This is a genomic window from Streptomyces sp. 7-21 (assembly GCF_016741785.1).
In the GTDB taxonomy this organism is placed as follows: Bacteria; Actinomycetota; Actinomycetes; order Streptomycetales; family Streptomycetaceae; genus Streptomyces.
In genome coordinates, this window is sequence record NZ_JAERRL010000005.1 from 341943 (window position 1) to 368238 (window position 26296).

A 26296-nucleotide genomic window follows, 5' to 3' on the forward strand; every position below is an offset into this window, starting at 1 on the left:
TGCTCGTAGGGTGGGGGCCGTGATCCAATCCCAACACCCCGTTGGCGACCTCGTGTTGCCCTGTCTCAACGAAGCTGAGGCCCTGCCCTGGGTGCTCGGCCGCGTCCCGGCCAGATGGCGCCCGGTCGTCGTGGACAACGGCTCCACCGACGGCTCCGCCGCACTCGCCGAGCGCCTCGGCGCCCGCGTCGTCCACCAGCCCGTGCGCGGTTTCGGCGCCGCCTGCCACGCCGGGCTGGCCGCCGCGACCGCGCCGCTGGTCGCCTTCTGCGACTGCGACGCCAGCCTCGACCCCGCGGACCTGCCGCGCCTGGCCGAACCCGTGCTGACCGGGCAGGCCGACCTCGTCCTCGGCCGGCGCCGGCCCACCGCACGCGGCGCCTGGCCCGCCCACGCCCGCCTCGGCAACCGGGCGCTGGCCCGCATGACGCGCCGCCGCACCGGAGCACCGCTGCACGACCTCGGCCCGCTGCGCGTGACCCGCACCGAACCGCTGCGCGCCCTCGGCCTGACCGACCGGCGCAGCGGCTACCCGCTGGAAATGGTGGTCCGCGCCGCCGACGCCGGCTGGCGCATCGAGGAGACCGACGTCGCCTACCGCCCGCGCGCCGGCCGCTCCAAGGTCACCGGCACCTGGCGCGGCACCTGGCACGCCGTCCGCGACATGCGGTCCGTCCTCGCCGCGCCCGCCGCGGCGCCCGGGAAGGCGGTGACGCCGTGACCCGGCCCGCCCGCACCGCTCCGGACGCCCCGGCCGGCCCGGCCGCGCTGCTCGTCATCGCCAAGGAACCCGTGCCCGGCCGCGTCAAAACCCGGCTCACCCCGCCGTTCACACCGGTCCAGGCCGCCCGGCTGGCCGAGGCCGCCCTCGCCGACACCCTGCGCACGCTGCTGCGCGTGCCCGCGCGGCGCCGCGTCCTCATCCTCGACGGCCGCCCCGGCCGCTGGCTGCCCCGCGGCTGGCACGTCGCGCCGCAGCGCGGCGACGGCCTCGACGACCGCATCGCCCGCGCCTTCACCGCCTACGGCGGGCCCGGGCCCGCGCTGCTCGTCGGCATGGACACCCCCCAGCTCACCCCCGGGCTCCTCGCACCCGCCACCGCGCCCGACGGCTGGCCCCCAGGCCGCGCCTGGATCGGCCCGGCCGCCGACGGCGGCTTCTGGGCGCTCGGGCTCCGCGAGCCGGGCGACGCCCGCCACGTGCGCGGCGTGCCGATGTCCGAGCCCTACACCGGCGCCGAGCAGCGCCGCCGCCTCGAAGCGGCCGGCCTGGACGTCCGGGACCTGCCCGAGCTGCGCGACGTGGACACCGCCGCCGACGCCACCGAGGCCGCCAGCCAGGCCCCCGGCAGCGCCTTCGCCGCCGTCCACCGCAAGCTGCTCGCCGCCGGATCCCTACCCGAGGAAGCCGTCCGCCGATGACCACCGCTACCGCAACCCCTGCCCACGGGCCGGCCTCAGAGCCCTGGTCCGCCGACCCCTACGCCCGCGCGCTGGCGCGCGGCCGCGGCCCGCTGTACCTGCGGTGCTCCGACGGCCGCCGCCTGCCGCTCGACGTGGCACGCTGGTGCGCCGGCCCGAACCCGGCCGACCGCACCGTCCTGGCCCGCTGCGCCGGCGCCGTCCTCGACGTCGGCTGCGGCCCCGGCCGCATGGTCGCCGCGCTCGCCCGGCAGGGCCGCCCCGCCCTCGGCATCGACACCGCACCCGCCGCCGTCGCCCGCACCCGCGGCGCGGGCGGCGCCGCCCTCCTCCGCTCCGTCTTCCAGGACCTCCCGCGCGAAGGCTGGTGGGGCAGTGTCCTGCTCCTGGACGGCAACGCCGGCATAGGCGGCGACCCCGCCGCCCTGCTGCGGCGCCTGTACCAGCTGACCGCCCCCGGCGGCCTGCTGCTCGCCGAGGCGGCCGCGGGGCCGCCCGACGCCGACGAACGACTGACCGCCCGCCTCGACGACGGCGACGGCCCGGCAGGCCCGCCGTTCCCCTGGGCCAGAACCGGCCACCAGGCGCTGCGGGCCCACGCCGAACGCGCCGGCTGGCACACCGCCGGGCAGTGGACCGTTCAGGACCGGCCGTTCCTCGCACTGCGCCGGCCCGCCTGAGCCGCCCGCCGCCGCCCCACCGCGACCGCCCGCAGCCACAGCAGGCACGTCACGGCCGCCGTCACCCCCAGCACCAGCAGCAGCCCGCGCGGATAGTCCAGCGGCAGCACACTCGGATTGGCCGGCTCCCCGGGCCGCAGCAGCGCCGGCAGCGCCACCAGCACCGCGCACCCGGCGACCACCAGCCCGCCCCGCACCACCCCCGCCGCCGGCAGCCGCCGCACCAGCCAGCCCACCGCCAGCACCAGCGGCGCCAGCAGCGCGTCGTGCACCACCGCCGCCCCCGCCAGCCACACCGCCACCCGGCGCGGCGTCTCCGGCCCCGTCAGCGCAACCAGCTGCCACACCCCCACCGCGCCCAGCGCCACCCCGCACACCCCCAGGGCAGCCCGCACCACCGTCAGCGTCCGCACCGCCGTACCCGTCCCCCTCACCGGTCCGCCTCCCCGCCCGCCGGCCCGGCCGGCTCCAGCCGCCCCACCCACTTCGTCTGGCACACCCCCGGGCGGTTCGGCGCGATCACCCGCGCCGGAAAGCCGTGGTCCAGCGACAGCACCTCGCCGTTCAGCCGCAGCGCCAGCAGCGTCAGCGGATCCCACGCGTACGGGCCCGGCATCTCCGTCACCCCGAACGAACCCCGCTGCTGAAGCGACACCACCCGCACCGGCGAGCCCTCCGCCGCCCCCGCCCGCCGCAGCAGCTCCGCCAGCCGCACGCCCGTCCACTCCGCGTCCGCGCTCCACCCCTCCACGCACGCGATCGGCAGCCGCGCCGTGTGCTGCGGCATCGCCCGCAGCTCCGCCAGCGACACCGTGAAGCCGCGCGGCCCGGTCACCGTCAGCCGCCACACCGACGGTGACAGCTCCGCTTCGCTCAGCCCGGCCTGCGCCGCCGTCCGGTTCACCGGCAGCCCCTGCGGGCCGTGGTCCGGATGGCGGGGCGCCAGCAGCGTCAGGTCCCGCAGCGGCGGGAACGTCTGCCCCGCCGTCACCGCCGTCACCGTCGCCGCCGCCGCGCCCACCCCGCGCAGCAGCGACCGCCGCTCACCCGCGAACTCCCCGGCGTCACCGGCGTCCCCGGCCCGGGCGCGCCGCCAGTGCGCCACCACCACGGGCGCCACCACCGCCAGATGCACCAGCAGCGCCCCCGCCAGCACCCACGCCAGCGCCCAGTGCACCCGGCGGAAGGAGAACGGCCACGGGTACCACCCCACGATGTTCACCGCCCCGAGCACCACCTCCAGCAGCGCCGCCGCCACCAGCACCGCCACCGACGCCCGCGCCAGCCCGTGCCGCACCGACCGCACCGGCGGCCAGGCGAACAGCCGCGGATACACCGACCACAGCTTCGCCAGCAGCACCGGCACCAGCGCAAGCCCCGTGGCCACGTGCAGCCCCTGCGAGACCCGGTACCCCCACACCGGCCGCGTCGGCAGCTGCGGCGCCAGCCAGCCCGGCGGCGTCTGCAGCAGGTGGCTGATCAGGCCCGTCACCAGGCACACCGCCATCCCCGCGCCCAGCCACCGGCCGAGCACCACCACCGTCCGCGCGTCCCGCGGCCCGCCCCTGAACCGGGGCCACCACGCCGGCGGCGTCTCCCGCTCCAGCCTCAGCACCCTCGCACCCCTTCGCATCCCCAGCCTTGAGTCCCTTGCGCCCTCGGCCCTCTCACCACCGCGTCAGCCACAGGTGGTTGACGGCCAGCGCCAGCACCGCCTGCGCCGCCAGCCACCACCGCACCCGCTCCCGCGGCAGCAGCGCGGCGGCCGGCAGCAGCCACAGCAGGAACGGCAGCCAGATCCGCTCCGTCTCGGCCTTGCTCATCCCCGACAGGTCCGCGACCGCCATCGCCAGCGCCCCGGAGGCCACCAGCAGCACCAGCGCGGCCCGCCCCCGCACGACCTCACCCGCACGCCACGCCGCCGCGTACGCGCGGCCCGCCCCCGGCAGCGCCACCCCCCAGCGCCGCAGCGCCGCCGCCGACGCCAGCCCGGCGGTCAGCACCTGCGCCGCCAGGTTCGCCCACACGAAATACGCGTATGGGCGCGTCGACGCCGCCCCCTGGTAGTAGCGCTCCACCAGCGTCAGATAGCCGTCCAGCCACCAGAACCCGCCCGCCGTGAACGCCACCACCCACGGCACGATCCCGGCCAGCACCCACGGCAGCGGCCGGGCGTTCCGCGCCAGCAGCAGCACCCCCGCCCCGATGATCCCGATCAGCACCAGCCCGTACGACAGGTACAGCAGCAGCCCGAACAGCACGCCCGAACCGGCCGCCGCCGCGCGCGGCGCCCGCGCCGCCCCCGTCGCCGCCAGCGTCAGCAGCGCCACCGCCCAGGCCGCCACGGCCGCGAAGTAGCCGTCCGCCGACACCCCCAGCCACACCGCGCCCGGCGCCAGCACCACGAACGGCGCCGCGCGCCGCGCCAGATCCTCCCCGGCCAGCTGCCGCACGGTCACCAGCACCGCCGCCGCGGCGCTGCCCGCCGTCGTCACGCAGAACACCGCCGCCCAGCCGCCGCCGCCCAGCCCGATCCGGTCCAGCGCCTCGAACGTCAGCAGCGCCCCCGGCGGATGGCCCGCCACGTGCGCGGGCCAGTTGAACTCCGGCGAGCCGAACAGGATGTGGTCGGTGAAGGTCCGCAGGAAGTGACCGACGTCCCCGACCTCGCCCACCGACGCCAGGTACTCGTTGTGGTACAGCAGCCGTCCGGCGGCGCCGCGCTCCCAGCCGTCCACGAGCGCCAGCGCCCACACCCACGCCATCGAGCCGCCCCAGGCGCCCCACAGCAGCCGCCGCCAGGGCAGCCGCCGCGCCAGCACCGGCCCGTACGCCACCGCCAGCCCCGCCAGGGCCAGCGCGGCCGGCGTGCCGGGCCCCACGTGCGGATTCCACCGCGCGTGGATCGGCGGCCACGGCAGTACCAGATCGTTCTCGTCATTGATCGCCGCCCCCGTGACGGCCGCGGCGGCGAACAACGCCACCGCCGCGCCCGCGGCGGCCACATCGGCCCGTTGTGTCACCCGGCTCACGCTAAGCGCGCCGCACCGCCCCAGGGCCCGTCACCCAGGGAAGCGTCACCGCTTCGTCAGATCCCGGTCCGCCGGATCCCGGCGCCGCCGCCGGCACCCGCCCGTGTCCTGCCCCGCGGCGGGGTCGTTGGCCTGGCGTGAGCCAGAACAACCACAGCAACCGGAAGCCCAAGCGCACCGCCCGCGAGCGGCTGCGGCAGGAACGGAAGAAGGAGAGGGCGGCCGAGCGCCGCAAGCGGACGCTCAAGGTCGCGGCGGCCGCCGTCGCCGTCCTCGCCATCGCCGCCGGAGCCGGCATCATCGCCACCGGGCGGGACAGCGACGACTCCGGCAACGGCCCCGAGGCCCGCCCGGTCTCCGTCGGCCAGAACGACGCCCCCGCCACCCTCACCGTCTACGAGGACTTCCGCTGCCCGGCCTGCGCCGCCTTCGAGACCGGGTTCCGCGACACCATCCACGAACTGACCGGCGCCGGGAAGCTGCGGGTGGAGTACCACCTGGTCACGATCATCGACGGCAACCTGGGCGGCTCCGGCTCCCGGCAGGCCGCCAACGCCGCCGCCTGCGCCCGCGACGAGGGAAAGTTCACCGAATACCACGACGTCCTCTTCGCCCGGCAGCCCGCCGAGACCGAGGACGCCTACGCCGACACCAGCCACCTGCTGGAGCTGGCGGACGAGGTCAGCGGCCTGGACAGCCCGGCGTTCCGCGACTGCGTCACCGGCGGCAAGCACGACGACTGGGTGCGCCGCTCCAACGCGGCGTTCCTCGACTCCGGCTACAACGCCACCCCCACCGTGCTGCTCAACGGTGAGGACGTCTACGGCGACAGCTCCGACCCCCTCACCCCCGAACGCCTCGAAGAGCGGGTGAACGACCTCGCCAGCTGACCGCCCGGATGACAGCACGCCCGTTACCGCCCCGTGGTTTACCCCCCGGAGCCGGGGCACGGTAGCGTCTGGGACACCATGGAGATCCTTGCCTCTATCCCCAGCCCGAGCGAGAGCGAGGTCCACCTCGGACCGTTCCCGCTGCGCGGCTATGCGCTGTGCATCATCATCGGCGTCTTCGTCGCGATCTGGCTCGGCGGCCGCCGCTGGGTCGACCGGGGCGGACGGCCGGGGACCGTCGCCGACATCGCGGTGTGGGCGGTGCCGCTCGGGCTGGTCGGAGCCCGGATCTACCACGTCGTGACCGACTACCAGCTGTACTTCGGCGAGGGCCGCGACTGGGTCGACTCGGTCAAGATCTGGGACGGCGGCATCGGCATCTGGGGCGCCATCGCCGGCGGCGCGCTCGGCGCGTGGATCGCCTGCCGTACCCGCGGCATCGCGCTGCCGCCGATGGCCGACGCCATCGCGCCCGGCATCGCCTTCGCGCAGGCCATCGGCCGCTGGGGCAACTGGTTCAACCAGGAGCTGTACGGCCGCGAGACGGACCTGCCCTGGGCGCTGGAGATCGACAACGGCCTCGACCAGGGCACCTTCCACCCGACCTTCCTGTACGAGTCGCTGTGGTGCCTGGGCGTCGGCCTCCTGGTGATCTGGGCCGACCGCCGGTTCCGCTTCGGCCACGGCCGCGCCTTCGCCCTGTACGTCGCGGCGTACACGGCCGGCCGCTTCTGGATCGAGTCACTGCGCATCGACGAGGCGCACGAGGTGCTCGGCATGCGGCTGAACAACTGGACGTCGCTGCTGGTCTTCACCCTCGCCGTGCTGTACCTCGTGCTCTCCGCCCGCCTCAGGCCGGGCCGCGAGGAGACCGTCGAGCCCGCCGACGAGGACACCGCCGGGGACGGGGACGACGGCCACCAGGACAGGCAGAACGGCCCGGACGGGCAGCACAGCCAGGACGGCCAGGGCAGCCAAGGCAGCCAGGACGGCCAGAACGACGGGGACACCGGCGGGAACGGCACCGGGCCGGCCACCGCGGCGGACACCGGGAAGACCAGCGGCAACGCCCAGGACCCCTCCCGCGCCTAAGGCCGCCCGCACACCGCGGGCGGGGCCTGGTCAGTATGGCCTGCCTTGCTAGCGGACCGCCGCGGCCCGTGCCACCCTTGCACCCGGTGAACACCCGAGTCAGGGGGAGGTCAGCGCCATGTCCGCAACCGCGTCCGTCTCCGCTGAAGCGCACCACAGCCACCGCGACGTCAGCGGTGGCTGGCTGCGTCCCGCTGTCTTCGGCGCCATGGACGGCCTGGTGTCCAACCTGGGCCTGGTCTCCGGCGTCGCGGGCAGCTCCGCTTCCTCCTCCGCCGTCGCGATCGCCGGAATGGCGGGCCTGGCCGCGGGCGCGTTCTCCATGGCGGTGGGGGAGTACACCTCGGTCGCCTCGCAGCGCGAGCTCGTCCTCGCCGAACTGGAGGTCGAACGCCGTGAGCTGCGCCGCCACCCGGCCGCCGAGCTCGACGAGCTCACCCAGGTCTACGTGCGGCGCGGCGTCGCACCCGAGCTGGCCCGGGAGGTGGCGCGGCAGATGTCGGCCGACCCGGAACAGGCGCTGGAGATACACGCCCGCGAGGAGCTGGGCGTCGCACCCGGCGACCTGCCCTCGCCCACCGTGGCCGCCCTCTCCTCGTTCTTCTCCTTCGGCGTGGGCGCGCTGCTGCCCGTGCTGCCGTATCTGCTCGGCGCCACGGCGCTGTGGCCCGCCGCCGTGCTGGCGCTGCTCGGCCTGTTCCTGTGCGGCGCCGTCGTCAGCCGCGTGACCAGCCGCAGCTGGTGGTACAGCGGCCTGCGGCAGCTCCTCCTCGGCGCCGCCGCCGCGGCCGTCACCTACGGCGTCGGAGCCCTCTTCGGCACCGCGCTCACCTAGGCCACCCGGCGCGCCCCCCGGCGCCGCCAGACCGCGCGGGAGGCGCGGGGAACACCCACGCGGTACTGTGTGTTTCCCCAGGGTTTCAATTGTTTGACAGCGGGCATGAGCCCACCGGCCCATGGGCATAGGCGCCCGCACAGGCCACTCCTCCCGGCGGCCATGCCCGCCCTCTCCGGATCACTCGGGCAGCGCGAAAGTCCACATCGCGGACGTTCCTATCCGCTTCCCGGGAACCGGGCCATCGTGTAACCTGCACGAAAATTTCCCTCTCCATGCCAGGGCCAGCGTCGTCCCTCGGAGCCACGCACCAAGACGACGACGGGAGAGCCGATGCGTTCTGCGTCCCACCCGGCACGACAGGGGATGTACGACCCGCGCTACGAGCACGACGCCTGCGGCGTCGGCTTCGTCGCCACGCTCACGGGTGAGGCCAGCCACGACCTCGTCGACAAGGCCCTCACCGTCCTGCGCAACCTGGAGCACCGCGGCGCCACCGGCTCCGACCCCGACACCGGTGACGGGGCAGGCATCCTCCTCCAGGTCCCCGACGCGTTCCTCCGCGACGTCGTGCCGTTCCCGCTCCCGGCCGCCGGCTCCTACGCCGTCGGCACCGCTTTCCTTCCCACCGACGGCCCCGACGCCGCCGCCAGCCAGGTGGCCCGCATCGCCGAGAGCGAAGGGCTCACCGTCCTCGGCTGGCGGGACGTCCCCGTCGCGCCCGAGCTGCTCGGCGAGGCGTCCCGCGCCGTGATGCCCGTCTTCCGGCAGCTGTTCGTGGCCGACGCCAAGGGCGCGCTGGAGGGCATCGCCCTCGACCGGCGCGCCTTCGTTCTCCGCAAGCGCGCCGAGCACGAGGCCGGGGTCTACTTCCCCTCGCTGTCCGCGCGCACTCTCGTCTACAAGGGCATGCTCACGACCGGGCAGCTGGAGCCGTTCTACCCCGACCTGTCTGACCGGCGGCTCGCCAGCGCCATCGCCCTGGTCCACTCGCGGTTCTCCACCAACACCTTCCCGAGCTGGCCGCTCGCCCACCCCTACCGGTTCGTCGCCCACAACGGCGAGATCAACACCGTCCAGGGCAACCGCAACTGGATGCGCGCCCGCGAGTCCCAGCTCGCCAGCGACCTGTTCGGCGAGACCATCGACGGCAAGACCCCGCTGGAGCGGGTCTACCCCATCTGCACCCCGGGTGCCTCCGACTCCGCGACCTTCGACGAGGTCCTCGAACTCCTCCACCTCGGCGGCCGCTCCCTGCCGCACGCCGTGCTGATGATGGTCCCCGAGGCGTGGGAGAACCACGAGTCCATGGACCCGGCCCGCCGCGCCTTCTACCAGTACCACTCCACGCTGATGGAGCCCTGGGACGGCCCGGCCTGCGTGACGTTCACCGACGGCACCCAGGTCGGCGCCGTGCTCGACCGCAACGGCCTGCGCCCCGGCCGCTACTGGGTCACCGACGACGGGCTCGTCGTGCTCTCCTCCGAGGTCGGCGTCCTGGACATCCCGCCCGCCAAGGTCGTCCGCAAGGGCCGCCTCCAGCCGGGCCGGATGTTCCTGGTGGACACCGCCGAGCACCGCATCATCGAGGACGACGAGATCAAGGCCGCCCTGGCCGCCGAGCACCCCTACGAAGAGTGGCTTGAGGCCGGCCTCATCGACCTCGGCGACCTGCCCGAACGCGAGCACGTCGTCCACACCCACGCCTCGGTCACCCGCCGCCAGCAGACGTTCGGCTACACCGAGGAGGAGCTGCGGGTCCTGCTGGCCCCCATGGCGAAGACCGGCGCCGAGCCGATCGGCTCCATGGGCACCGACACCCCGATCGCCGCCCTGTCGGACCGGCCGCGGCTGATCTTCGACTACTTCACCCAGCTGTTCGCGCAGGTCACCAACCCGCCGCTGGACGCCATCCGCGAGGAGCTCGTCACCTCCCTGCACTCCTCGCTCGGGCCGCAGAGCAACCTGCTCGAGCCCACCCCCGCGTCCTGCCGCAGCGTGACCCTGCCGTTCCCCGTCATCGACAACGACGAGCTGGCCAAGCTCATCCACATCAACGCCGACGGCGACATGCCCGGCTTCGCCTCCGCCACCCTCTCCGGCCTGTACCGGGTCGCGGGCGGCGGCCAGGCGCTCGCCGACCGCCTCGCCGAGATCTGCGCCGAGGCCGACGCCGCCATCGCCAGCGGCGCCCGCCTGCTGGTCCTCTCCGACCGGCACTCCGACGCCGAGCACGCCCCCATCCCGTCGCTGCTGCTCACCTCCGCGGTCCACCACCACCTCATCCGCACCAAGCAGCGCACCCAGGTCGGGCTGCTCGTCGAGGCCGGCGACGTCCGCGAGGTCCACCACGTGGCGCTGCTCATCGGCTACGGCGCCGCCGCCGTCAACCCCTACCTGGCCATGGAGACGGTCGAGGACCTCGTCGCCCGCGGCACCTACCTGCCCGGCATCGACGCCCAGACCGCCATCCGCAACCTCATCAAGGCGCTCGGCAAGGGCGTGCTGAAGGTGATGTCCAAGATGGGCATCTCCACCGTCGCCTCCTACCGCGGCGCTCAGGTCTTCGAGGCCGTCGGCCTGGACCAGTCGTTCGTCGACACCTACTTCCACGGCACCACCTCCAAGATCGGCGGCGCCGGGATCGACGTCATCGCCCGCGAGACCGCCGAGCGTCACGCCAAGGCCTACCCCGCCTCCGGCGTCGCCCCGGCCCACCGCAACCTGGAGATCGGCGGCGAGTACCAGTGGCGCCGCGAGGGCGAACCGCACCTGTTCGACCCCGAGACGGTCTTCCGTCTCCAGCACTCCACCCGCGAGCGGCGCTACGACATCTTCCGCCAGTACACGCAGCGGGTGAACGAGCAGTCCGAGCGGCTGATGACGCTGCGCGGCCTGTTCCGCCTGAAGACCGGCGAGCGCCCGCCCGTGCCGCTGGAGGAGGTCGAGCCCGCCAGCGAGATCGTCAAGCGGTTCTCCACCGGCGCGATGAGCTACGGCTCCATCTCCAAGGAGGCCCACGAGACCCTCGCCATCGCCATGAACCGGCTGGGCGCCAAGTCCAACACCGGCGAAGGCGGCGAGGACCCCGAGCGGCTGCGCGACCCCGCCCGCCGCAGCGCCATCAAGCAGGTCGCCTCCGGCCGCTTCGGCGTCACCAGCGAGTACCTCGTCCACGCCGACGACATCCAGATCAAGATGGCGCAGGGCGCCAAGCCCGGCGAGGGCGGCCAGCTGCCCGGCCACAAGGTGTACCCGTGGGTCGCCAGGACCCGGCACTCCACGCCCGGCGTCGGCCTCATCTCGCCGCCGCCGCACCACGACATCTACTCCATCGAGGACCTGGCGCAGCTCATCCACGACCTGAAGAACGCCAACCCCAGCGCCCGCATCCACGTGAAGCTGGTCTCCGAGGTCGGTGTGGGCACCGTCGCCGCGGGCGTCTCCAAGGCGCACGCCGACGTCGTCCTCATCTCCGGCCACGACGGCGGCACCGGCGCCTCGCCGCTGACCTCGCTCAAGCACGCCGGCGGCCCCTGGGAGCTGGGCCTCGCCGAGACCCAGCAGACGCTGCTGCTCAACGGGCTGCGCGACCGGATCGTCGTGCAGACCGACGGCCAGCTCAAGACCGGCCGCGACGTGCTGATCGCCGCGCTGCTCGGCGCCGAGGAGTACGGTTTCGCCACCGCCCCGCTGGTGGTCTCCGGCTGCGTCCTGATGCGCGTGTGCCACCTGGACACCTGCCCGGTCGGCATCGCCACCCAGAACCCGGTGCTGCGCGAGCGGTTCACCGGCAAGCCGGAGTTCGTCGAGACGTTCTTCGAGTTCGTCGCCGAAGAGGTCCGCGAGCTGCTCGCCGAACTCGGCTTCCGCAGCCTCGACGAGGCCATCGGCCACGCCGAACTCCTCGACGTCTCCCGGGCCGTCAACCACTGGAAGGCCCAGGGCCTGGACCTGGCGCCGCTGCTGTACGTGCCCGAGCTGCCCGACGGCGCGGCCCGGCGCCGCACCACCAGCCAGGACCACGGCCTGGCCAAGGCCCTGGACAACGAGCTGATCCGGCTGGCGGCCGACGCGCTGTCCGCCCCCACCGCCGAGGAGGCGCAGCCGGTCCGCGCCCAGCTCCCCATCCGCAACATCAACCGCACCGTCGGCACCATGCTCGGCCACGAGGTGACCAAGCGGTTCGGCGGAGCCGGGCTGCCCCGGGACACCATCGACATCACCTTCACCGGCTCCGCCGGGCAGTCCTTCGGCGCGTTCGTGCCGCACGGCATCACGCTGCGCCTGGAGGGCGACGCCAACGACTACGTCGGCAAGGGCCTGTCGGGCGGCCGCATCATCGTCCGCCCCGACCGCGACGCGGAACACCTCCCCGACCACTCCGTCATCGCGGGCAACACCCTCGCCTACGGCGCCACCGGCGGCGAGATCTACCTGCGGGGCCGGGTCGGCGAGCGGTTCTGCGTGCGCAACTCCGGCGCCACGGTCGTCGCCGAGGGCGTCGGCGACCACGGCTGCGAGTACATGACCGGCGGCCGGGCCGTCGTGCTCGGCGAGACCGGCCGGAACTTCGCGGCCGGCATGTCCGGCGGCATCGCCTACGTCCTCGACCTCGACGAGCGCCACGTCAACCCCGGCTTCGTCCAGATCGAGGGGCTGGAGGAGGATGACCGGCAGTGGCTGCACGAGACGGTGCGCCGCCACGCCGAGGAGACCGGCTCCGCCGTCGCCGCCAGGCTGCTGGCCAACTGGGAGGCCGCACTGGCGCGTTTCAGCAAGATCATGCCCACCACCTACAAGGCCGTGCTCGCCGCCAAGGACGCCGCCGAGCGGGCGGGGCTGAGCGAATCGGAGACCCACGAGAAGATGATGGAGGCGGCGACCCATGGCTGACCCGAAGGGCTTCCTCACCACCGGGCGCGAGGTCGCCCAGACCCGCCCGGTCAGTGAGCGCGTCAAGGACTGGAACGAGGTATACGTCCCCGGCTCGCTGCTGCCCATCATCAGCAAGCAGGCCGGGCGGTGCATGGACTGCGGCATCCCGTTCTGCCACAACGGCTGCCCGCTGGGGAACCTCATCCCCGAGTGGAACGACTACGCCTACCGCGGCGACTGGGCCGCCGCCAGCGAGCGGCTGCACGCCACCAACAACTTCCCGGAGTTCACCGGCCGGCTGTGCCCCGCGCCCTGCGAGTCCGCCTGCGTCCTGGGCATCAACCAGCCCCCCGTGACCATCAAGAACGTCGAGGTCACCATCATCGACAAGGCGTGGGAGGCCGGGCGCGTCACCCCGCAGCCGCCGCAGCGGCTGTCCGGCAAGACCGTCGCCGTCATCGGCTCGGGCCCTGCCGGCCTCGCCGCCGCCCAGCAGCTCACCCGCGCCGGCCACACCGTCGCCGTCTACGAGCGCGCCGACCGCATCGGCGGCCTGCTGCGGTACGGCATCCCCGAGTTCAAGATGGAGAAGCGGCACCTCAACCGCCGCATCGAGCAGATGCGGGCCGAGGGCACCAAGTTCCGCACCGGCATCGAGGTCGGCCGCGACATCGACGCCGCCGCGCTGCGCAAGCGGTACGACGCCGTCGTCATCGCCGCGGGCGCCACCACCCCCCGCGACCTGCCCGTGCCGGGCCGCGAGCTGAAGGGCGTGCACCAGGCCATGGAGTACCTGCCGCTGGCCAACAAGGTGCAGGAGGGCGACCTGGTGGAGTCGCCCATCTCCGCCAAGGGCAAGCACGTCGTGGTCATCGGCGGCGGCGACACCGGTGCCGACTGCGTCGGCACCGCCCACCGCCAGGGCGCCGCGTCCGTCACCCAGCTGGAGATCATGCCCAGGCCGGGGGAGGAGCGGCCCCCGCACCAGCCGTGGCCCACCTACCCGATGACGTTCAAGGTCACCTCCGCGCACGAGGAGGGCGGCGAACGCCTCTACGAGGTGTCCACCACCCGCTTCGAAGGCGACGAGAACGGCAACGTGCAGTGGCTGCACCTGGTCGAGGTCGACTTCCGGGACGGCAGGTTCCACCCCCGGCCGGGCACCGAACGCCGCATCCCCGCCCAGCTCGTCACCCTCGCCATGGGCTTCACCGGCACCGACCAGGAGAACGGCCTGGTCAGCCAGTTCGGCCTGGAGCTCGACGAGCGCGGCAACATCGCCCGTGACGCCGACTACGCCACCAACGTCGACGGCGTGTTCGTCGCGGGCGACGCCGGGCGCGGCCAGTCCCTCATCGTCTGGGCCATCGCCGAGGGCCGCGCCGCCGCCAGGGGTGTGGACCGGTACCTCACCGGGGAGAGCAGCCTGCCCTACCCGATCCGGCCCACCGACCGGGCGCTCGCCGTCTGACCCCTCCCACCTCACCGTCCCCTCCAGTGGTGTAGACCACTAACGGTGCCGTTCCGTGATACCGGCATCTAGTAAGCCCGCGGGCGCGCTGCCACAATCGACGCTCACCAGCGCGATGGTCTACGCAACTGGAGGGGACCGCCATGACGCACTCTCCCCGGGGCAGAACCCCCCGCGGCAGGGCCCGCCGGCTGACCGCCGCAGCGGCCGTACTCTCCCTCGCCGCCCTCACCGCGTGCGGCGACGAGGGCAGCGGCTCCTCCTCCGGCGGCGGCACGCTCGACGTATGGATCATGGAGGGCACCAACCCCGACGCCCGCCCCTACTTCGACGACCTCGCCGCCGCCTTCGAAGAGCGCACCGGCGCCACCCTCAACGTCCAGTTCATCCAGTGGGCCGACGCCCACGACCGCTTCATCACCGCCATGGCCGGCAACGAGCTGCCCGACGTCGCCGAGTTCGGCACCACCTGGGCCGCCGAATTCGCCGCCGCCGGCGCCCTGACCGACCTCACCGACACCATCGAGGAAGCCGGCCTGACCGACGACCTCGTCCCCGCACTCGCCGAGGCCGCCACCGTCGACGGCCGCATGTACGGCATGCCCTGGTACGCCGGCGTCCGCTCCCTGATGTACCGCGCCGACATCTTCGACGAACACGACCTCGAACCCCCCACCACCTGGCAGGAACTGCGCGACGTCGCCCTCCAGCTGCGGGACCTCGAACCCGACATGATCCCCTTCCCGGTCAGCGGCGACAGCGAGTACGGCCTCTACCCGTTCATCTGGGGCGCCGGCGGCGACCTCGCCCGCCAGAACGACGACGGCCAGTGGGAAGCCACCATCAACGAACCCGAAGCCGTCGAAGGCATCGAGTTCTACACCTCCCTCGCCACCGAAGACGGCCTGTCCGTCGCCGCCGCCAACACCTGGCTGGAGACCGACCAGCTCGAAAGCTTCCAGAACGGCGAAGCCGCCATGGTCCTCAACGGCAACTGGACCGTCGCCACCCTCCTCGAAGACGACCCCGCCTGGGAAGACCGCCTCGGCGTCGTCCCCATACCCGGCCAGGACGGCGGCTTCAGCCCCTCCTTCGTCGGCGGCTCCCTCCTCGGCGAGTTCAACAGCGACCAGCCCGACCTCGCCTGGGAACTCATCGAGATGATGTCCACCGGCGAGTACGGCGCCCAGTGGGCCGAGGAATCCGGCTACTTCCCCGGCCAGCAGTCACAGCTCGAACAGGTACAGCAGCAGGCCGACCCGCTCGTCGCCCCCTTCGCCCAGCAGATGAACGAAGCCGGCGCCACCGTCCCCGTCGCCGAACCCTGGGGCGCCATCCAGGGCGAAAAGATCATCAGCCAGATGCTCCAGGCCATACTCGGCGGCGAATCCGTGCAGGCAGCGGCCGACCGGGCCGCCGAAGCGATGGACGAGAACTTTGCCGGCTGACACCCAGACCACCGGCGGCCCCAACGGCGCCAGCGACGGGGGCGGTGCCGCCGGCGGCACCGCCCCCGCCCCCGTCAAGGCCCCCGGCACCCCCGGCAGCAGCGGCACCCCGCCCCGGCCCCAGCGCCCCCGCAGAACCGGCCCGGCCCGCGCCGCCCTGCGGCCCTGGCTGCTCCTGGCCCCCGCCCTCGCCGTCCTCGCCGTCCTGCTGCTGTGGCCGATCGCCCGCGTCGTCATGCTGTCCTTCCAGGACTACGGCCTGCGGGAGATCAACACCGGCGAGACCAACTACACCGGCCTCGACAACTACCGGGACATCCTCAGCGACGGCTTCCTGTGGGACACCGTCCTGCCCAACACCGTGGTCTTCGCCGCCCTGTGCGTCGGACTCACCGTCCTCCTCGGCACCCTCGTCGCCCTGCTGCTCCAGCGCCTCGGCCGCACCTGGCGCACCATCTGCTCCACCGTCATCCTCGCCGCCTGGGCCATGCCCGCCGTCACCGGCACCTACGTGTGGATCTGGATCTTCGACCCGCTCAACGGCATCGTCAGCGGCGGCCTCGACAGCATCGGCGCCATCGAACCCCGCGAAACCAACTGGTTCACCGACCGCTGGGCGTTCTACGGCATCGCCACCCTCAACGTCGTCCACCACAGCTTCCCGTTCGTCGCCCTCACGGTCTACGCCGGACTGCTCACCATCCCCCGCGAACTCCCCGAAGCGGCCCTCATGGACGGCGCCAACGCCTGGCAGCGGTTCCGGCACATCACCGTCCCCACCCTCCGCCCCGTCTTCCTCGTCGTCACCATCCTGTCCACCATCTGGGACTTCAAGGTCTTCGCGCAGATCTACCTCATGCCAGGCGGCAGCGGCAGCAACCCCGACGTCCTCAACCTCGGCGTCTGGTCCTACATCGAGTCCTTCAACCGCAACGCCTACGGCACCGGCTCCGCCATCGCCGTCCTCCTCACCCTCCTGCTCCTGGCCATCACCGTCCTGTACGTCAGGGCCCTGTTCAAGGAGAGGGACGAACTGTGACCCGCGCCCGCCGCTCCACCGCAAGCCGCCTGGGACTCGGAGCCGCCGTCGCCGCCCTGCTGGCCTTCACCCTCTTCCCCGTCTACTGGATGGTCAGCTCCGCCCTCGACCCCGGCGCCGGCCACCGCGGCGCCGCCGTCCTCCCCGAAGGCCTCACCCTCGACCACTTCCGGTACGTCCTCGACACCGGCGACTTCAGCCGCTACCTCGCCAACTCCGCCCTGGTCGGCCTGGGAACCGTCCTGCTCTCCGGCCTGCTCGCCCTCTTCGCCGCCGTCGCCGTCGCCCGCTTCCAGTTCCGCATGCGCACCACCGTGCTCGTCCTCATCCTCGTCGTGCAGATGGTGCCGCTCGAAGCCCTCGTCATCCCGCTCTTCCTCCAGATGCGCGACCTGGACATGCTCAACAGCCTCCTCGGCCTCACCCTCGTCTACCTGGCCTTCTCCCTGCCGTTCGCGGTCTGGACCCTCCGCGGCTTCGTCGCCGCCGTCCCCAGGGAAGTCGAGGAAGCCGCCTACCTCGACGGCTGCGGCTGGTGGCGCATGTTCACCTCCGTGCTGCTGCCCCTCGTCGCCCCCGGACTCGTCGCCACCAGCATCTTCGCCTTCATCGTCGCCTGGAACGAGTTCGTCCTCGCCTTCACCTTCCTCCAGGACGACACCAAGTACACCGCCGCCGTCGGCCTCCACCGCTTCTTCGGCCAGTACGACACCGAATGGGGCGCCGTCATGGCCGGCTCCACCCTCATCACCCTCCCGGTGCTCGTCTTCTTCGTCCTCGTCCAGCGCCGCCTCGCCGGCGGACTCGCCGCCGGCGCCATCCGCTGACCCCCACGCACCCGGCCGCCGCCTGACCGCCGCGGATGGTATGCCTGCTGCCATGACCGCTGACCCCCAGCCCCTGCCTGGCGCGGACGAGGCGCCGCCCGAACAGCCGCCCGAGGTGCTGTGCGCGCTGTGCGGGCGGCCGCTGCACGACCGCCTGGCCCGGCAGTGGCGCCTGGGCCCCGAATGCCGCGAGAAGCTGAAGCTGCGGCTCGCCCCCTCACCGCCGCCGCACGAACCGGCGCAAGAGACGCTGCCGGGCATCTGACCGGACGCCAGCACCCAAGCGGCGCGCAGCCCGAACACGGCCTCACATCCGGGACCACGTCGACCTCACAGCCCGGCGCGAAGGGAGCAAACCCTGCGCCAGCAACGGGCGTATGACCACCAGGCACCGCAACGACGACCACACGCGCACCACATCGAGGCCGGCCCCGCCGCCGTATCCGGCGAGCAGGTCGCCAAGGCGGTCCGGAGCCCGCGGCCGCAGGGCCGCCCCGGCCATCTCGCGGCTGCGGGCGACCAGGCCGGCAGGCAGAACGCCGGTGGCCACCAGCCGCTCGCACTCCTCGTCAAGCTCCGCCGCCAGCGCGGCGGCGCCTCGCGCACCCTCCGCAGGGCGGCACCCGCCGCGGCCCACGCCCGCCGCCGACGCACCCGACAGCCCCCCGAGACGCCCCAGCACGGTGCCCGGCACGCGGCGGTCGCCAGCACCGGCGGCTGCCGCCACAGCACACGCGGAACCGGAACCAGCGCCCGCGACATCGCCCCCCGGCGTCGACGCGCGCCTGGCCGGTATCCACTTCCAGCAACACCTCACCCACGCGCAGGGGCGCCCCCTCAGCATGGCCGACGACGACCTCGCCCCCGGCCATGAGCGGCAAGCGTCCCCGGAGAAGCACGCCCGCGCCACGGAAGTCCCGGGCGCCGCCGCTGCCCGCGCTCCGCCGCACCCGGCGCCCCGCCCGGCCAGCGTCCGGATCGTGGCCTCACCCCGCTCACCCCCCGCCGCGGCCGCATAGGCTTAGCCACCATGAAGAGCCTCGATGACCTCGACGACAGCGTGCGCGAGGAGCTGCTCCAGCTCCGCGAAAGCATCGACAACATCGACGCCGCCGTCGTCCACATGCTCGCCGAGCGCTTCAAGTGCACCCAGCGCGTCGGCAAGCTCAAGGCGGAACACGACCTCCCGGCCGCCGACCCCGAACGCGAGGCCCGCCAGATCGCCCGGCTGCGGCGCCTCGCCGAAAGCGCCCGCCTCGACCCGGGGTTCGCCGAGAAGCTGCTCAACTTCATCATCGCCGAGGTCATCCGCCACCACGAAACCCTCGCCAGCGCCTCCGACACCGCCAGGCCGGACGGCGGCGCCCGCCGCCCCTGAAACCCCCTGGCCCCGGCGGCCGCGACCGCCTACGGTGCCCGCATGCACAGAAGCCGCGTCTACGCCGTACTCATCGACACACCAGAAGAAGAAGCGGAGCAGGCGGCGGCCTTCTGGTCAGCGGCGCTCGGCGCCACCGCCCGGCCCGACCCGGACCACAGCCAGTTCACCGTGCTCCACGGGGCGCTCCCCGGCATCGTCGCCGCCATCCAGTCCGTGAACGACGCGCCGCGCTACCACGTCGACATCGAGTCCGACGACCCCGAAGCCGAGACCCAGCGGCTGATTGCCCTCGGCGCCACGGAGATCACGCGCTGGCTCGACTGCCGCGTCCTGCGCGCCCCCGGCGGCCACCTGCTGTGCGTGCTGCCCGTGCACAGCCCGCCCGAAGTCTTCCAGGCCGAGGCCCGCACCTGGCCCTGACACCGCCGCGCCCGGCCAGCCGGCCGGGCGGGCCGCTCAGACGCCGGGCTGGAACAGCCCCGTCAGCACCCGCCCCAGCAGGCGGTCGAAGAGCCGCTCCGCGGGCTCACCACCCTCACCACCGGCAGCCGGCTCCGCCAGCGCAGCGGCCACGTGCGGATGCCCGCCCGCCTCAGTCAGCCGCGCCAGGTACTCCTCGTGCGCCCGCTGCCACTGCGGCATGGTCCGGCCCGCGCGGCGCTGAGCCAGCTCGGTGCGGCTGAGCGACGCGACCACCGTGTTCATCACGCCGACCGCCTCCAGCTTGTCCCGCGCGGACACGGGCACCTCAGCGACCGCCGCCAGGGCATGCTCCAGGAAGACAGCGGCGCGCGGACCCGCCGGCATACCCGAGGCCGTGGCATCCAGCAGCCACGGGTGACGGTGGTAGACGCCGCGGACGCCCCGGCACAGGACCAGCAGGTCATCGAGCCACCGCCCCGTCCCGAGCCCGTCATAGGAGATCTCCCCGTACACGCGGTCGGTCATCAGCTCGATCAGCTCGTCCCGCGTGGCCACATACCGGTACAGCGAGGCGGGGGCGGAACCAAGCTCCTGGGCGACGGCCCGCATGGTCACGGCGGCCAGGCCCCGTTCGTCGGCCACCGCCACCCCGGCGCTGGCCAGGCGGTCCCGGTCGAACGCCGGGGCCGGGCCCCGCCCGGAGCGCTCGGGGCGCAGCCAGATACTGGCCGGAGATCGGTCGGGCACCATCTCCTCCTTCTGCGAACGACGTACGCGGTATCTTAGCCGGGCGCGCACCGCCCCCACCGCCACGCCCCCAGGGCCGCCGGCACCCCACCCGCCGCAAAACCCACTGCCCAACCCCGCCCGCCCAGACCGGGTTGCGCGGTGCCGGAGACAAGACACCACCCACTCCCGCCGGGCAGCCACACCCCTCACCCCCAGCGAAGGAACCTCCCGTGCCGCCCGCCCCACCTGACCGAACCCCCCGTCACCGACAGCGGCGCCGGCCCCCTACGCCCTCACCCCCGGCCCTGACCGCGCCATCTGGGCCGCTCACGAAAACAGCGCCGCCGCCCGCCTCACCCGCCCCCGCACCTGACCCCACGACACACCGCGATCGCCCACCCCCACCAGCGGGGGAGCGGGACACCAACCCCCCGCCACCGTGCGGCAGCATGGCCCCATGGCAGCACTCACACGCGACGAAGCCGAGGCCCGCGCCCGACTCCTCACCGTCCACCGCTACACCATCGACCTCGACCTCACCCGCGGCCCCGACACGTTCGTCTCCACCACCACCATCGACTTCACCACCCGCCACCCCGGCGACACCTTCGCCGAACTCCGCCCCGCCACCCTCCACCACGCCACCCTCGACGGCCAGCCCCTCGACCCCGCCACCCTCACCGACGGCCGCCTCCCCCTCACCGGCCTCACCCCCGGCGACCACCGGCTCACCGTCACCGCCGACATGTCCTACTCCCGCACCGGCGAAGGCATGCACCGCTTCACCGACCCCGCCGACGGGCTCACCTACCTCTACAGCATGTGCTGCCTCACCGACGCCCCCGCCATCTTCGCCGCCTTCGACCAGCCCGACCTCAAAGCCGTCTTCGACGTCACCGTCACCGCCCCCGACGACTGGACCGTCCTCGGCAACGGCACCGCCACCCCCGTCCCCGGCCAGCCCGGCCGCTGGCGCTGCGCCACCACCCCGCCCCTGAGCACCTACGTCATCGCCATCGCCGCCGGCCCCTACCACAGCATCCGCACCGAACACGCCGGCATCCCCTTCGGCCTCCACGTCCGCCGCTCCCTCGCCGAACACCTCGACAAGGACGCCGGCGAAATCCTCGCCCTCACCCGCGCCTGCTTCGACCGCTACCACCAGATCTTCGACGAGCCCTACCCGTTCGACTCCTACGACCAGGCATTCGTCCCCGAATTCAACGCCGGCGCCATGGAAAACCCCGGCCTGGTCACCCTCCGCGACGACTACATCTACCGCTCCGCCGTCACCGACAGCCAGCGCGAACAACGCGGCGTCGTCATCGCCCACGAAATGGCCCACATGTGGTTCGGCGACCTCGTCACCCTCCGCTGGTGGGACGACATCTGGCTCAACGAGTCCTTCGCCGAATACATGGGCTACCAGGTCCTCGCCGACGCCACCGACTACCAGCCTTGGACCGAATTCGCCGCCACCCGCAAACCCTGGGGCTACGACGCCGACCAGCGCCCCTCCACCCACCCCGTCGCCCCCGCCCCCGGCGCCGTCACCGACACCGCCGCCGCCTGGACCAACTTCGACGGCATCTCCTACGCCAAAGGTGCCTCCGCCCTCCGCCAGCTCGTCACCTGGCTCGGCAACGACACCTTCCTCAAGGGCGTCAACGACCACTTCGCCCGCCACCGCTTCAGCAACGCCACCCTCGACGACTTCATCGACGCCATGGCCCGCGCCTCCGGCCGCGACGTCCACGCCTGGGCCCACGCCTGGCTCCGCACCCCCGGACCCGACACCCTCACCCCCGCCATCGAACAAAGCCCCGCCAACGACACCTGGACCCTCCACCTCACCCACACCAGCCACCCCCACACCCCCCGCCCCCACCGCCTGCGCCTCGGCTGCTACGACACCCCAGAGACCCCAGAGACCCCAGAAACCCCCGGCACCCACACACCCCAGCCCACCCCCCGCACCCCCCACCACCTCGACCTCCCCGCCGACACCACCACCACCCACCACACCTTCAACGGCCCCCGCCCCAGCCTCCTCGTCCTCAACGACGGCGACCTCACCTACGCCAAAATCCGCCTCGACCCCCACTCCCTCACCACCGCCACCCACACCCTCTCCACCCTCCCCGACCCCCTCACCCGCGCCGTCGTCTGGAACGCCCTCCGCGACATGGTCCGCGACGGCGAACTCCACCCCACCGCCTACCTGGACACCGCCCGCCGCCACCTCCCCACCGAACCCGTCACCTCCCTCACCGAAGCCGTCCTCACCTTCGCCCGCACCGCCATCGCCGACACCTACCTCGGCCCCACCCAGCGCATCACCGCCCTGGCCACCCTCACCGCCCTCGCCCACGACCTGCTCACCAGCCCCGACCCCGCCCGCCGCCTCGTCGCCACCCGCACCCTCATCGACACCGCCACCACCCCCGACGAAATCCGCTCCTGGTGGCACCACGGCACCGTCCCCGGCGGCCCCGCCCTCGACCCCGAACTCCGCTGGCGCCTCCTGCACCGCCTCGCCGTACTCGGCGCCACCACCCCCGACGAAATCGACGCCGAAACCGCCCGCGACCCCAGCGCCACCGGCGCCCAAGGCGCCGCCCGCTGCCGCGCCGCCCTCCCCGACCCCGCCGCCAAACAAGCCGCCTGGGACGCCATGTTCGGCCCCGACGACCGCCTCTCCAACTACCTGTTCACCGCCACCGCCCAAGGCTTCTGGCACCCCGAACACCACCACCTCACCGCCCCCTACCGCACCCGCTACTTCACCGACGCCCCCGCCCTCGCCGCCCGCCGCGGCCACGCCCTCGCCCAAGCCGCCACCCGCACCGCCTTCCCCCGCACCCACACCGACCACGACACCCTCCGCCACGGCGAACACTGCCTGACCACCACCCTCACCCCCGCCTTCCGCCGCGGCCTCACCGACCAGCTCGACGACCTCCGCCGCGCCCTCCGCGTCCGCGAACGCCACCACACCGACCACTGACACCCACCACACCCAAAAAAAAAAAGGGGCGGCGCGCCACCACCACGCGCCGCCCCCAACCACACCCGACCCCCGCCCCGCCACCCCGCTTCCCTCAATCGAGCGAAGACCCCCCACAACCCACCCAACACCCCACTACTCCGCGTACGTTGGGGCCAACACACCGCAACCGGCCGCCGCCCACACACGGAGGACGCCCATGCCCGCGCCCCACCCCCTCGCCGGTGGCACCGCGGGGCCCCGCGCCCTGCGGCCACTCCTCGACACCACCCTCACCGCCCTTGCCGACGGCGCCGCCGACCGCGGCGGCCCCCTCCCCCCAGGCGGCCCCGACGCCGTCACCCGCCGCCTCACCACCGTCCTCCACCCCGCACTGCCCGAACACGGCACCGACCCCCACACCGCACTCCGCGACCTCATCCACGCCCTCACCCACGGCGCCGCCGACCCCGCCGACCCCCACTGCACCGCCCACCTCCACTGCCCCCCACTCGCCATCGCCACCGCCGCCGACCTGGCCGCCAGCGCCCTCAACCCCTCACTCGACTCCTGGGACCAGGCCCCCGCCGCCTCCGCCCTCGAACAACACCTCACCCGCGAACTCGCCACCCTCGTCCACCCCGACGGCCCCCACCCCGACGCCCTCGTCACCACCGGCGGCACCGAATCCAACCTCCTCGCCGCCCTCCTCGCCCGCGAACACCACGGCACCCACCTCGCCCTCATCTGCGGCGCCAACGCCCACCACAGCATCCAGCGCGCCGCCTGGCTCCTCGGCCTCCCCGCCCCCCTCGTCCTGCCCACCCCCCGCGGCGTCCTCGACCCCCACCACGTCCACACCACCCTCACCTGCCTCACCCCCCACACCCCCGCCCTCGTCATCGCCACCGCCGGCACCACCGACGCCGGCGCCATCGACCCCCTCACCACCCTCGCCGACACCGTCGCCCACCACCGCACCACCCGCCCCACCACCCTCCACGTCGACGCCGCCTACGGCGGACCACTCCTCCTCAGCCACACCCACCGCCACAAACTCGCCGGCCTCCACCGCGCCGACACCGTCACCCTCGACCTCCACAAACTCGGCTGGCAGCCCGCCCCCGCCGGCCTCCTCACCACCCCCGACACCACCGCCTTCCGCCCCCTCGCCCACCACGCCGACTACCTCAACGCCCCCGACGACACCGACGCCGGCCTCCCCGACCTCCTCGGCCGCTCCCTGCGCACCACCCGCCGCGCCGACATCCTCAAAACCGCCGTCACCCTCCGCGCCCTCGGCCGCACCGGCCTCGCCGCCCTCATCGACGCCACCTGCTCCACCGCCCAGCGCCTCGCCGACCTCATCGCCGCCGAACCCCGCCTCACCCTCCACGCACCCCCCACCATCAGCACCGTCCTCTTCCGCCCCACCGGCGCCACCGACGACCAGGTCGCCCGCCTCCGCCGCGACCTCCTCACCAGCGGCCGCGCCGTCCTCGGCCGCGCCCGCGCCCACCACCCCCGCCACCCCCACCAGCCACCCCCGCTCTGGCTCAAAGCCACCCTCCTCAACCCCCACACCCAGCCAAGCGACCTCACCGCACTGCTCAAACTCGTCCTCGACCACACCCCCGACACCCCCCGCACCCCCCACACCACCCAGGAACCACCGCCCCGATGACCACCCCCGCCACCTCCACCAAGCCCACCGACCCCCGCCACCCCCTCGACCTCGCCGGCATCGGCATCGGCCCCGCCAACCTCTCCCTCGCCGCCCTCGCCCACCCCCTCCCCGCCCTCACCACCGCCTTCTACGACGAACGCCCCGCCTTCCACTGGCACCCCGGACTCCTCATCGACGGCACCACCCTCCAAGTCCCCTTCCTCGCCGACCTCGTCACCCTCGCCGACCCCACCAGCCCCTACACCTTCCTCAACTACCTCCGCCACGAACAGCGCCTCTACCCCTTCTACTTCGCCGAACGCTTCCACGCCCCCCGCGCCGAATACGACGCCTACTGCCGCTGGGTCAGCCAGCGCCTGCCCACCTGCCACTTCCGCCACCGCGCCACCGCCATCCGCTGGCTCCCCGACCACGCCGTCTACGCCCTCGACCTCACCCGCCTCACCCCCGACGGCAGCCCTCACAGCACCCACCGCATCCACGCCCGCAACCTCGCCCTCGGCATCGGCACCGCCCCCCACGTCCCCACCCCGCTCCAGCCCCTCCTCGGCACCGACGACGGCGCCCCCGTCCTCCACAGCGCCGACTACCTCACCCACCGCCCCCGCCTCCTCGCCGCCGACCACATCACCGTCATCGGCTCCGGCCAGTCCGGCGCCGAAGTCTTCCTCGACCTCCTCCGCCACCGCCCTCACGGCCGCGAACGCCTCCACTGGCTCACCCGCAGCCCCGCGTTCGCGCCCATGGAATACAGCAAGCTCGGCCTCGAACACTTCACCCCCGACTACACCCGCTACTTCCACGCCCTCCCCGAACCCACCCGCGACCGCCTCCTCACCCGCCAGTGGCAGCTGTACAAGGCCATCGACCACGACACCCTCGCCGCCATCCACGACGAGCTCTACCAGCGCACCCTCAGCGGCACCTGGCCCGACGCCCGCCTCACCCCCGGCGTCACCCTCCGCGCCGCCAGCCGCACCGGCCCCACCGGACTCGAACTCCACCTCAGCCACGACGAACAGGGCCACCGCACCCGCCTCACCACCAGCGCCCTCGTCCTCGCCACCGGCTACCGCGAACGCCCCCTCGACGACCTCCTCGGCCCCCTCGGCACCGCCCTCCACCGCGACACCGCCGGACGCCCCGTCATCGAAGCCGACTACCGCCTCCGCCTCGACCCCGCCCTCACCGGCGCCATCTACGCCCTCAACGCCGAACGCCACACCCACGGCGTCGGCGCCCCCGACCTCGGCCTCGTCGCCCACCGGAGCGCCGTCATCCTCAACTCCCTCACCCAGCGCACCGCCTACCCGCTCCCGGAACGCACCGCCTTCACCACCTTCGGGCTGCGCGCCGACGGCACCCGCGAACCGGCCACCGTGCCCCGGCAGCTCAAAAGAGCGGGAAACCGCTCATTCTGAGAATTGTGGGTGTCTTTTTAAAACATGGACGTCGCGTGGTCACTTCCCGATAGAA

The 26296-nt window shown here is 73.6% G+C and carries 21 protein-coding genes and 1 pseudogene; 17 read left to right on the forward strand and 5 right to left on the reverse strand.

The window, feature by feature from the left end:
* The first annotated feature begins 10 nt into the window (after nucleotides 1-10).
* The 3 genes from JK356_RS09135 to JK356_RS09145 are packed head-to-tail and all read left to right on the forward strand — an operon-like array spanning nucleotide 11 to nucleotide 2102.
* Complete coding sequence (locus JK356_RS09135) at nucleotides 11-721, forward strand: glycosyltransferase family 2 protein (RefSeq protein WP_374100627.1); 711 nt, start codon at nucleotides 11-13, stop codon at nucleotides 719-721.
* Nucleotides 718-1422: a DUF2064 domain-containing protein gene (locus JK356_RS09140; protein WP_201867078.1), complete on the forward strand. Its 705-nt coding sequence runs from the start codon at nucleotides 718-720 to the stop codon at nucleotides 1420-1422. The genes JK356_RS09135 and JK356_RS09140 overlap by 4 nt, the downstream gene beginning before the upstream one ends.
* Nucleotides 1419-2102, forward strand: a complete 684-nt coding sequence (locus tag JK356_RS09145) for a bifunctional 2-polyprenyl-6-hydroxyphenol methylase/3-demethylubiquinol 3-O-methyltransferase UbiG (RefSeq protein WP_201867079.1) — start codon at nucleotides 1419-1421, stop codon at nucleotides 2100-2102. Before JK356_RS09140 ends, JK356_RS09145 begins: the two co-directional genes overlap by 4 nt.
* Here JK356_RS09145 and JK356_RS09150 read toward each other — a convergent pair.
* Genes JK356_RS09150 through JK356_RS09160 form a run of 3 tightly spaced genes read right to left on the reverse strand, consistent with a single transcriptional unit; the run spans nucleotide 2063 to nucleotide 5158 of the window.
* Nucleotides 2063-2536 carry a hypothetical protein gene (locus JK356_RS09150; protein WP_236670971.1) on the reverse strand — a complete coding sequence of 158 codons (474 nt, stop codon included), beginning with the start codon at nucleotides 2534-2536 and terminating at the stop codon, nucleotides 2063-2065. The genes JK356_RS09145 and JK356_RS09150 overlap by 40 nt on opposite strands.
* Complete coding sequence (locus tag JK356_RS09155) at nucleotides 2533-3735, reverse strand: molybdopterin-dependent oxidoreductase (RefSeq protein ID WP_374100628.1); 1203 nt, start codon at nucleotides 3733-3735, stop codon at nucleotides 2533-2535. Before JK356_RS09155 ends, JK356_RS09150 begins: the two co-directional genes overlap by 4 nt.
* Nucleotides 3736-3769: 34 nt before the next feature.
* Nucleotides 3770-5158 carry a hypothetical protein gene (locus JK356_RS09160; RefSeq protein ID WP_374100631.1) on the reverse strand — a complete coding sequence of 463 codons (1389 nt, stop codon included), beginning with the start codon at nucleotides 5156-5158 and terminating at the stop codon, nucleotides 3770-3772.
* Between the two features lie 113 nt (nucleotides 5159-5271).
* On the opposite strand from JK356_RS09160, the gene JK356_RS09165 reads away from it, so the two are divergent.
* The 9 genes from JK356_RS09165 (at nucleotide 5272) to JK356_RS09205 (ending at nucleotide 17879) form a co-directional block, all read left to right on the forward strand.
* A complete protein-coding gene (locus JK356_RS09165) occupies nucleotides 5272-6024 on the forward strand; it encodes a thioredoxin domain-containing protein (RefSeq protein WP_201867081.1) in 753 nt (250 codons plus the stop codon).
* Between the two features lie 78 nt (nucleotides 6025-6102).
* Nucleotides 6103-7116, forward strand: coding sequence for a prolipoprotein diacylglyceryl transferase (gene lgt / locus JK356_RS09170; protein WP_201867082.1), 1014 nt, complete (start codon nucleotides 6103-6105; stop codon nucleotides 7114-7116).
* A gap of 118 nt (nucleotides 7117-7234) precedes the next feature.
* Entirely contained in the window at nucleotides 7235-7951 is a 717-nt protein-coding gene (locus tag JK356_RS09175) for a VIT1/CCC1 transporter family protein (protein ID WP_201867083.1), read from the forward strand.
* Between the two features lie 333 nt (nucleotides 7952-8284).
* Nucleotides 8285-12847: a glutamate synthase large subunit gene (gltB, locus tag JK356_RS09180; RefSeq protein ID WP_201867084.1), complete on the forward strand. Its 4563-nt coding sequence runs from the start codon at nucleotides 8285-8287 to the stop codon at nucleotides 12845-12847.
* A complete protein-coding gene (locus JK356_RS09185; protein ID WP_201867085.1) occupies nucleotides 12840-14300 on the forward strand; it encodes a glutamate synthase subunit beta in 1461 nt (486 codons plus the stop codon). The genes gltB and JK356_RS09185 overlap by 8 nt, the downstream gene beginning before the upstream one ends.
* A 143-nt stretch (nucleotides 14301-14443) precedes the next feature.
* On the forward strand, nucleotides 14444-15748 hold the full coding sequence (locus tag JK356_RS09190) for an extracellular solute-binding protein (RefSeq protein WP_201867086.1): 1305 nt from the start codon (nucleotides 14444-14446) through the stop codon (nucleotides 15746-15748).
* Nucleotides 15738-16787, forward strand: coding sequence for a carbohydrate ABC transporter permease (locus JK356_RS09195; protein WP_201867087.1), 1050 nt, complete (start codon nucleotides 15738-15740; stop codon nucleotides 16785-16787). The genes JK356_RS09190 and JK356_RS09195 overlap by 11 nt, the downstream gene beginning before the upstream one ends.
* A complete protein-coding gene (locus JK356_RS09200; protein WP_201867088.1) occupies nucleotides 16784-17614 on the forward strand; it encodes a carbohydrate ABC transporter permease in 831 nt (276 codons plus the stop codon). Before JK356_RS09195 ends, JK356_RS09200 begins: the two co-directional genes overlap by 4 nt.
* Before the next feature lie 52 nt (nucleotides 17615-17666).
* A complete protein-coding gene (locus tag JK356_RS09205; RefSeq protein WP_201867089.1) occupies nucleotides 17667-17879 on the forward strand; it encodes a DUF6011 domain-containing protein in 213 nt (70 codons plus the stop codon).
* Nucleotides 17880-17931: 52 nt separating this feature from the next.
* Here JK356_RS09205 and JK356_RS21785 read toward each other — a convergent pair.
* Nucleotides 17932-18486, reverse strand: a pseudogene (locus JK356_RS21785) (aminoglycoside phosphotransferase family protein); the annotation flags it as partial.
* A gap of 158 nt (nucleotides 18487-18644) precedes the next feature.
* Between JK356_RS21785 and JK356_RS09210 the strand changes: the two are divergent.
* Together JK356_RS09210 and JK356_RS09215 are read left to right on the forward strand one after the other, a co-directional pair.
* Complete coding sequence (locus JK356_RS09210) at nucleotides 18645-18992, forward strand: chorismate mutase (protein ID WP_201867090.1); 348 nt, start codon at nucleotides 18645-18647, stop codon at nucleotides 18990-18992.
* Between the two features lie 42 nt (nucleotides 18993-19034).
* Complete coding sequence (locus JK356_RS09215) at nucleotides 19035-19415, forward strand: VOC family protein (RefSeq protein ID WP_201867091.1); 381 nt, start codon at nucleotides 19035-19037, stop codon at nucleotides 19413-19415.
* A gap of 36 nt (nucleotides 19416-19451) precedes the next feature.
* On the opposite strand, the gene JK356_RS09220 is transcribed toward JK356_RS09215, so the two are convergent.
* Nucleotides 19452-20165: a TetR/AcrR family transcriptional regulator gene (locus JK356_RS09220; protein ID WP_201867092.1), complete on the reverse strand. Its 714-nt coding sequence runs from the start codon at nucleotides 20163-20165 to the stop codon at nucleotides 19452-19454.
* 439 nt (nucleotides 20166-20604) lie between these two features.
* Between JK356_RS09220 and pepN the strand changes: the two genes are divergently transcribed.
* From pepN to JK356_RS09235, 3 genes are all read left to right on the forward strand, one after another.
* Nucleotides 20605-23154 carry an aminopeptidase N gene (pepN, locus tag JK356_RS09225; RefSeq protein WP_201867093.1) on the forward strand — a complete coding sequence of 850 codons (2550 nt, stop codon included), beginning with the start codon at nucleotides 20605-20607 and terminating at the stop codon, nucleotides 23152-23154.
* Nucleotides 23155-23353: 199 nt separating this feature from the next.
* Nucleotides 23354-24817: a pyridoxal-dependent decarboxylase gene (locus JK356_RS09230; protein ID WP_201867094.1), complete on the forward strand. Its 1464-nt coding sequence runs from the start codon at nucleotides 23354-23356 to the stop codon at nucleotides 24815-24817.
* A complete protein-coding gene (locus JK356_RS09235) occupies nucleotides 24814-26241 on the forward strand; it encodes a lysine N(6)-hydroxylase/L-ornithine N(5)-oxygenase family protein (protein ID WP_201867095.1) in 1428 nt (475 codons plus the stop codon). Before JK356_RS09230 ends, JK356_RS09235 begins: the two co-directional genes overlap by 4 nt.
* The last annotated feature ends 55 nt before the right edge of the window (nucleotides 26242-26296 follow it).